General features: G+C 49.0%; 4 protein-coding genes and 2 rRNA genes (1 of these 6 cut by a window edge). 5 read left to right on the top strand and 1 reads right to left on the bottom strand.

The window, feature by feature from the left end:
• The 5 genes from PRUTH_RS11590 to PRUTH_RS11570 form a co-directional block, all read left to right on the top strand.
• Nucleotides 1-2610 (top strand): 23S ribosomal RNA (locus tag PRUTH_RS11590) (it extends 275 nt beyond the left edge of the window).
• A gap of 115 nt (nucleotides 2611-2725) precedes the next feature.
• A 5S ribosomal RNA gene (gene rrf / locus PRUTH_RS11585) occupies nucleotides 2726-2840 on the top strand.
• Nucleotides 2841-3241: 401 nt separating this feature from the next.
• Complete coding sequence (locus PRUTH_RS11580; RefSeq protein ID WP_045980470.1) at nucleotides 3242-3856, top strand: trimeric intracellular cation channel family protein; 615 nt, start codon at nucleotides 3242-3244, stop codon at nucleotides 3854-3856.
• A 36-nt stretch (nucleotides 3857-3892) separates the two neighbouring features.
• Nucleotides 3893-5404 (top strand): YifB family Mg chelatase-like AAA ATPase, encoded by a 1512-nt coding sequence (locus PRUTH_RS11575; RefSeq protein ID WP_151173325.1) that lies wholly within the window; start codon nucleotides 3893-3895, stop codon nucleotides 5402-5404.
• Between the two features lie 60 nt (nucleotides 5405-5464).
• Complete coding sequence (locus PRUTH_RS11570; protein ID WP_151173324.1) at nucleotides 5465-7141, top strand: tetratricopeptide repeat protein; 1677 nt, start codon at nucleotides 5465-5467, stop codon at nucleotides 7139-7141.
• Here the strand turns inward: PRUTH_RS11570 and PRUTH_RS11565 are convergent.
• Entirely contained in the window at nucleotides 7138-7848 is a 711-nt protein-coding gene (locus PRUTH_RS11565) for a response regulator transcription factor (RefSeq protein WP_045980468.1), read from the bottom strand. The genes PRUTH_RS11570 and PRUTH_RS11565 overlap by 4 nt on opposite strands.
• Nucleotides 7849-7974: the final 126 nt, after the last annotated feature.

Here is a 7974-nt window from a genome sequence, read left to right as displayed (position 1 = left end):
TTGATGTTAGTGGAAGGCTCTGGAAAGTGCCACGATACAGGGTGATAGTCCCGTACACGACAACGTCTAATAAGTGAAATCGAGTAGGTCGGAGCACGTGAAACTTTGACTGAATATGGGGGGACCATCCTCCAAGGCTAAATACTCCCAACTGACCGATAGTGAACCAGTACCGTGAGGGAAAGGCGAAAAGAACCCCTGTGAGGGGAGTGAAATAGAACCTGAAACCGTGTACGTACAAGCAGTAGGAGCCCTTCGAGGGTGACTGCGTACCTTTTGTATAATGGGTCAGCGACTTATATTTTGTAGCGAGGTTAACCGAATAGGGTAGCCGTAGTGAAAGCGAGCGTTAACTGCGCGTTGAGTTGCAAGGTATAGACCCGAAACCCGGTGATCTAGCCATGGGCAGGTTGAAGATTGAGTAACATCAATTGGAGGACCGAACCCACTAACGTTGAAAAGTTAGGGGATGACCTGTGGCTTGGAGTGAAAGGCTAATCAAACCGGGAGATAGCTGGTTCTCCCCGAAATCTATTTAGGTAGAGCCTCGGACGAATACCATTGGGGGTAGAGCACTGTTTGGGCTAGGGGGTCATCCCGACTTACCAACCCCATGCAAACTCCGAATACCAATGAGTACTATCCGGGAGACACACGGTGGGTGCTAACGTCCATCGTGGAGAGGGAAACAACCCAGACCGCCAGCTAAGGTCCCAAAGTGTATGTTAAGTGGGAAACGATGTGGGAAGGCTAAAACAGCTAGGAGGTTGGCTTAGAAGCAGCCACCCTTTAAAGAAAGCGTAATAGCTCACTAGTCGAGTCGGCCTGCGCGGAAGATGTAACGGGGCTAAACATACCACCGAAGCTGCGGCTGCAACTTTATGTTGCGGGGTAGGGGAGCGTTGTGTAAGTGGCTGAAGGTGTGCCGGGAGGCATGCTGGACATATCACAAGTGCGAATGCTGACATGAGTAACGATAATGCGGGTGAAAAACCCGCACGCCGGAAGACCAAGGGTTCCTATCCCATGTTAATCAGGGTAGGGTGAGTCGACCCCTAAGGCGAGGCCGAAAGGCGTAGTCGATGGGAAACGGGTTAATATTCCCGTACTTGGTATAGATGCGATGGGGGGACGGAGAAGGCTAGGCAGGCACGGCGTTGGTTGTCCGTGTGAAAGGCAGTAGGCTTGAATCTTAGGTAAATCCGGGATTCTTTAAGGCTGAGAGTCGAGACGACACTCTACGGAGTGGAAGCTGTTGGTGCCATACTTCCAGGAAAAGCCTCTAAGCTTCAGTCTATATCGAATCGTACCCTAAACCGACACAGGTGGTCAGGTAGAGAATACTAAGGCGCTTGAGAGAACTCGGGTGAAGGAACTAGGCAAAATAGTACCGTAACTTCGGGAGAAGGTACGCCCACATTAGGTGAAGGACCTGCGTCTGGAGCTGAAGTGGGTCGCAGTGACCAGGTGGCTGGGACTGTTTATTAAAAACACAGCACTGTGCTAAATCGTGAGATGACGTATACGGTGTGACACCTGCCCGGTGCCGGAAGGTTAATTGATGGGGTTAGACTTTGTCGAAGCTCTTGATCGAAGCCCCGGTAAACGGCGGCCGTAACTATAACGGTCCTAAGGTAGCGAAATTCCTTGTCGGGTAAGTTCCGACCTGCACGAATGGTGTAACCATGGCCACGCTGTCTCCACCCGAGACTCAGTGAAATTGAAATCGCAGTGAAGATGCTGTGTACCCGCGGCTAGACGGAAAGACCCCGTGAACCTTTACTACAGCTTGGCACTGAACATTGAGCCTACATGTGTAGGATAGGTGGGAGGCTTTGAAGTGGTTACGCCAGTAATCATGGAGCCATCCTTGAAATACCACCCTTGTATGTTTGATGTTCTAACGTTGGCCCCTGAATCGGGGTTGCGGACAGTGCCTGGTGGGTAGTTTGACTGGGGCGGTCTCCTCCCAAAGAGTAACGGAGGAGCACGAAGGTTGGCTAAGTACGGTCGGACATCGTACGGTTAGTGTAATGGTAGAAGCCAGCTTAACTGCGAGACAGACACGTCGAGCAGGTACGAAAGTAGGTCATAGTGATCCGGTGGTTCTGAATGGAAGGGCCATCGCTCAACGGATAAAAGGTACTCCGGGGATAACAGGCTGATACCGCCCAAGAGTTCATATCGACGGCGGTGTTTGGCACCTCGATGTCGGCTCATCACATCCTGGGGCTGAAGTCGGTCCCAAGGGTATGGCTGTTCGCCATTTAAAGTGGTACGCGAGCTGGGTTTAGAACGTCGTGAGACAGTTCGGTCCCTATCTGCCGTGGGCGTTTGAGAATTGAGAGGGGCTGCTCCTAGTACGAGAGGACCGGAGTGGACGAACCGCTGGTGTTCGGGTTGTTTTGCCAAAGGCATTGCCCGGTAGCTACGTTCGGAATCGATAACCGCTGAAAGCATCTAAGCGGGAAGCGAGCCTCGAGATGAGTTCTCACTTGGAGTTCGACTCCACTAAAGGGCCGTTGAAGACGACAACGTTGATAGGCAGGATGTGGAAGCGCTGCAAGGCGTTAAGCTAACCTGTACTAATTACCCGTGAGGCTTAACCATACAACGCCAAAGTGGTTTGTATGTGACTGTTTAAGCACAGAAGTTAAGAGACTAAAGTAGATTTACTTATACGGCTTTCCAAATGACTAACACGCCGTGTTAGGCCAAGTTTATGCTTGGTGATAATAGCGTTCTGGACCCACCTGACCCCATGCCGAACTCAGAAGTGAAACGGAACTGCGCCGATGATAGTGTGGGTTCGCCCATGTGAAAGTAGGTCATCACCAGGCTCCTAATTAGAGAGACCCGTTGCAGAAGTGCAGCGGGTTTTTTTATGCCTGTAGGCAAGGCTTTAGCCTTGCATCATCGAGTCAGGGTAAAGCCTGACCCACAACATAACTAAACATCAGAAAAAACCCATACCCGTAGGCAAGGCTTCAGCCTTGCATCACCTTAGTCAGGATAAAATCCTGACCCACAACACAACCAAACAACAGCAGAGCCCCACACCTGTAGGCAAGGCTTCAGCCTTGCGTCATCGAGTCAGGATAAATCCTGACCCACAACACAGTGTCACCGGTCATCGCACCCTCAGGCTAGGCGCTCACTTGGCAATATGCCATTCTTCCTTCGCAGAGCGCCTCTTGGGTGCTATCTTACTGTTTACTATAGAGCAATTGAGTATTGAGAAATGGGAGAACTCTATCATTGGTTTGACTTGCTAGGAGTCGCAGTCTTCGCTATTTCCGGCACTTTGTTGGCGCACGAAAAATCAATGGATGGCTTTGGTGTTATCGTACTCGCTTCGGTCACAGCAATAGGCGGCGGTACACTGCGAGATCTCATTCTCGATATGCCAGTGTTTTGGGTGCATGACACCAGTTACTTTATAACCATATTAGTGACAGTGGCGATAACTATAGTGTGGTTAAATATCCGCCAAAGCTTTCCTCATTTCTTACTGCAATTGGCAGATGCGCTGGGGATAGCCTTCTTTGCAATTATGGGGGCACAAAAGGCATTGGGAGCAGGGGTGCCAGTGATGACGGCGGTGATCATGGGAGTCTTGACTGGCTGTTTTGGCGGTATGATCCGTGATGTGTTAGCGAGAGAAGTCCCTATGCTGCTTAAGGGGCCGCTTTATGCTATTGCCTGTGCTATTGGGGCTGGCTTGTATGCACAACTAGTTAGTATGGAAATAAACCAACAGCTTGCTATGTGGATTGGCGGGCTGACGACACTGATGGTACGCCTTGCAGCTATAAGATGGCAATTAAGCTTACATGTTTTCCGCTATCATAACTAAACTGTATAGAGAACTAACTAGTGTAGGAACAAGGATGTGTCACTCGCTCATGTATTTACTCGTGCTCAAGTCGGTATAGAAACACCACAAGTGACGGTTGAGGTCTATCTTGGCTCCGGGTTGCCCGCATTTAATATAGTTGGGCTTCCTGAGACCTCGGTGAAAGAAGCTAAAGATCGGGTACGCAGCGCATTGGAGAACAGTCACTTTGTGTTCCCTAGTCAAAGAATAACGGTGAATTTAGCCCCCGCTGACTTACCTAAGGAAGGTGGTCGTTATGACTTGGCTATCGCTATAGGCATACTTATCGCCTCTGGGCAGCTAACGGTGTCGCAACCCTTGGCTTGTGAGTTTTTGGCTGAGCTTGGGTTAGATGGTAAGTTAAGGCCTGTACGTGGGGTGTTACCGGCAATGATGGCGGTGAGAAATGCGCAGCGTACAGCATATTTGAGTTCAGAAAATGAAAGGGAAGCTGAACTTGTCGCTGATGCGCAGTGTAAATGTGCAAATTCACTGCACCAAGTTTGGCTAGACCTCAATAATCAGCAGTCGCTACCTTTGCTCCTGCCACAGTCCGAGATGGTTAATGCCAGCCCTGAACTGCCAGTTGATTTTAGTGAGGTGAAGGGCCAAGAGTTGGCGAAACGTGTACTCGAGATAGCTGCTGCCGGCGGACACAATGTCTTGTTTACAGGCCCTCCTGGTACTGGAAAATCAATGTTAGCGCAGCGCATGGCAACGATTATGCCCCGGATGACAACCGAGCAAGCATTACAGACCGCAGCCGTATATTCGGTTTCAGGACACGATATTGATTTGGCGAGTTGGCGGCAGCGACCTTTTCGTTCTCCACATCATACCTGCTCAGCAGTAGCCCTTGTTGGTGGCTCATCAAAGCCAAAGCCCGGAGAAATATCACTGGCACACAACGGTGTGTTGTTTCTTGATGAGTTGCCAGAGTTTGAGCGCAAAGTTATTGATAGTCTGCGCGAGCCCATGGAAACAGGTGTCGTCACTATCTCTAGAGCCGCGATTCAAGTTGAGTTCCCTGCGCGCTTTCAACTTATTGCAGCGTTAAACCCAAGCCCAACAGGACATCATACCGACAAAAGAGCCAATCCTGAGCAAGTGCTCCGCTATTTGTCTCGTATTTCTGGGCCATTTGTTGACCGCATAGACTTACAGATAGAGTTATCTAGAATCCCCAGCACTGAGTTATTGAAAGACAGTAAACAAGAGTCAAGTGCTACGGTCAGGAAGCGCGTTGAGCAAGCTTATGAATTCCAGCTGCAGCGCCAAGGGGTTGTGAATGCCTTATTATCCAATAAAGAGCTCAGCCAACACTGTCGGTTAGATGCGAAAAGTCATGAATATTTGGCGCTAGCTAGTGAGCGCTTACAGTTATCTCCGCGCTCGCACCATCGTGTGATAAAAGTAGCCCGAACTATTGCCGATTTGAATACGATGACGAATATCCAAGTAGAGCATATTAAAGAAGCGCTAAGCTACCGTGCCTTTGAACGTCTGCTGGCTCGGCTTGGGGAATAGCCATTGCGCGGTTATTTACCAGCTGTTAACATTGGCGCTTAGAACTGCTAGGAGTGAACAATGAAAGCGTGGATTTTAACCGTAGCGCTTGCCCCCATGTTAAGCTGGGGTAATGCCAATGAAGCGATGGACCTGTATTTAAATCAAGATTATCAACGCGCCTTTACTCTTTTTGAAAAGACGGCCGAGTTAGGCGATGGTCGCAGCCAATTTAACTTAGCTGTACAGTACCTACGTGGTCAAGGCGTTAAGGCCGACCCCGTTAAAGCGTATGCATATTTCTCTGTGGCGATGGCCAACGATTTCAAAATGGCGCAACAGGCCCGAAAGTCTGTTATTAAGCGTCTAAGCAGTGATGAATTACAACGGGCACAGCGCCTAGCTCAGCAGCTGATTGCCGAGATTGGTCGTCAAGGTAGCGCCACTGTGCGCTATGAGCTAAGCCGTGCATTGACATATAACCCCGCACCAAGCAAACGCATTAATCCACCTACTGAATACCCTAGCGGACTAAAGAGCGATGGGGTCCCTGGTGTTGCGAGCTATATTTTTGATATAGATAGTCAAGGTATTCCGAGGGATTATATTTTACTGCACAGCTACCCTGCACCAGAGTTCGCACAAAGTATTGCCGAAAAGCTGGATGAAACACGCTTTAGTTATTCAGGTGAAGTATTTCATAATGCGGTTATACGAGGGGTGTTTAGTGGCTCACCTGATAGCGAGGTGATGCAGCAGTTACGTACCAAGCAGCAACACTTATTGCAGCAAGCCCGGCGTGGAGATGTTGATGCTCAAGCTGAGTTGGCTGAACTGCTAAGAGTACTCGATTATCAACCTGAGTTATGGCCAGTGGATAGCGACGTGCAAGTTGTGGCAAAGCAAGCGCCAATGGTTCGTTTTAATTCGATTACACAGCCTGATTTTACTCCTACAAAAACGATCGACCCCAGTTACTATAATTTCAACTACCTAGTGAACGTTGATTATCAGGGGCGTGTTCAAGAAGTGTCGGCTTTTGAGCATATTGATATCCCCAGTCAATTAGACGAGCATGCGCGGGAAGTGATGAGTCAGTGGTCACTGGGTGCAGAGCAGGGATTGTTGGGTGATAGCAACTGGTATTTAGCACGGTTTTTTTACAATAACCAAGAGCAACAGGCGAGCTATGAGAACCACAGCGTAGTAGCTTACGCTGATGTAAAACCTTTGGTTAATAAAGAAAAGGAGCAGCAATGGCGCTATTGGCAGCTCAAAGCAGCGGCAGCCGGGCATAGCGATATGCTTTATCAACTCGGTATTAACTGTAACCAACGATTGCTACTCGAAGCCGCCGAGCGCCAGCATAGTCGTGCTCAGCTCCAGCTTGGTCGCTGTTTACTTACACAAGCATCAGGGCAACGAGAGCAATTAGAGCTAGCTCGCTACTGGCTTAATGAGGCCGCTAAGCAGGGTGAGTTAATCGCGATGCGAGAGTTAGCTGGGTGGTATGTTCGCTACTCGGATAATGGCGCACAGCTCAAAAATGCTATTGCCCTTGCGGAGCAGGTCAGTGATGAGACCGACCATCCTTTAGCGTACGCCTATTTAGCGGCCGCCCACGCGAAGTTAGGTAATTTTGATGAGGCGATCGACTACCAAGAACAGGCTTTGAGTGAAGCAGAAGATCAGTCTTATGCGCAACAGCCTTTTGAGCAAACTCTAGCGGCTTATCAAAAAGGGCAGCTCATTTTTTAGCTAGAAGAGAGCATATAACCCTTGCCACGAACAGTGACAATACGTTTTTGCTCTTTTTCATCCCCTAGCTTTTTGCGTAACCTGCCGATAAGAACATCTACCGTTCTATCGGTTGGGCTCCAATCTGGCTGGCCTATTTCTTCCGATACTTTTTCCCGTGATGTGGCCTTGCCAGCATTGGCAATTAGGCAAATAAGCACCTTGTGCTCGGCTTCGGTTAGGCGCATCTCCTCACCTGTTGCGGTAACGAGAGTGCGATTATCTGGATGAAGCTTGAAATCTGCATATTCAATGTACTCGGTAGAGTCTTCTTGACTTGCCGAGCCGTTTAAGCGCTTATAAACTGCACGCATTCTTAACTCGAGCTCTAACAAATCAACAGGTTTACAAATATAGTCGTCTGCGCCTTGTGCAAGTCCGGCAATACGATCGGATTGTGAGTCTCGGCTTGAGAGCACGATAACGCCGATTTCTGTCAAGGTAGTCAGCTCTCTAGCCAACATCAGGCCATCCTGCTCTGGTAGTACAATATCGACAATGGCCAGTTGAATCGGCTGCTGGCCAGTTGCTTGTGAGGCTTGAACCATAGGCAAAGCATTACTACCCGTAGTATCTACGTGGATAGTAAACTCAGTGCCCGTGAAGTGATTCTCTATGCGCTTTACCAGCAACTCATCATCTTCAACAAGTAATACATTAATCGACATTCAAATACACCTAGAATCAAACAGACAGCAGCGACTGCATTCAATATTATCAGCTTGCTCAATGGGAACAAATTTCAACCATACTTTACGATAAAGTTGAAGTTTTTGCATTATTCTCTGGCTGCA

The sequence above is a fragment of the Pseudoalteromonas ruthenica genome, assembly GCF_008808095.1.
Lineage (GTDB): Bacteria > Pseudomonadota > Gammaproteobacteria > Enterobacterales > Alteromonadaceae > Pseudoalteromonas > Pseudoalteromonas ruthenica.
This window is presented reverse-complemented; position numbering and strand designations above follow the sequence as displayed.

Coding starts and splice junctions, on each gene's coding strand:
- PRUTH_RS11580 (WP_045980470.1), top strand. CDS start 3,242: ATGGGAGAACTCTATCATTGGTTTGACTTGCTAGGAGTCGCAGTCTTC.
- PRUTH_RS11565 (WP_045980468.1), bottom strand. CDS start 7,848: ATGTCGATTAATGTATTACTTGTTGAAGATGATGAGTTGCTGGTAAAG.
- PRUTH_RS11570 (WP_151173324.1), top strand. CDS start 5,465: ATGAAAGCGTGGATTTTAACCGTAGCGCTTGCCCCCATGTTAAGCTGG.